Raw genomic sequence first — 245 nt, 5'->3', positions numbered from 1 at the left:
GATCCAGTCGGATTGGCTTTTATCGCAGGCAGTCGGAGGAATTCAGCTACAGGTTTTCGAAGAAGATCTGGAAAAGGCGTATCAGGTTTTGGAGGATTATAAAGAAAATGAAGTGTTTTCTTTAGAAGTTGAACATACCATCGAAAATCCAGCATTTGATTGTGTATGCCCCAAATGCGGATCTAATCATATTTACAGAGATGACAGTGCCACAAGCTTTTTCGGCCTGTCTCTTATACACATCT

The 245-nt window shown here is 40.8% G+C and carries 1 protein-coding gene; it reads left to right on the top strand.

Annotated features, from left to right (window positions below):
• Positions 1 to 245: hypothetical protein (locus ACPYOM_RS23450; protein ID WP_481347819.1), on the top strand; the 245-nt coding region annotated here is incomplete at both ends.

Source organism: Monashia sp. HAY1-2A, from assembly GCF_056755315.1.
The sequence above is the reverse complement of the archived record's forward strand: the minus strand, read 5'-3'. Positions and strand labels throughout refer to the sequence as shown.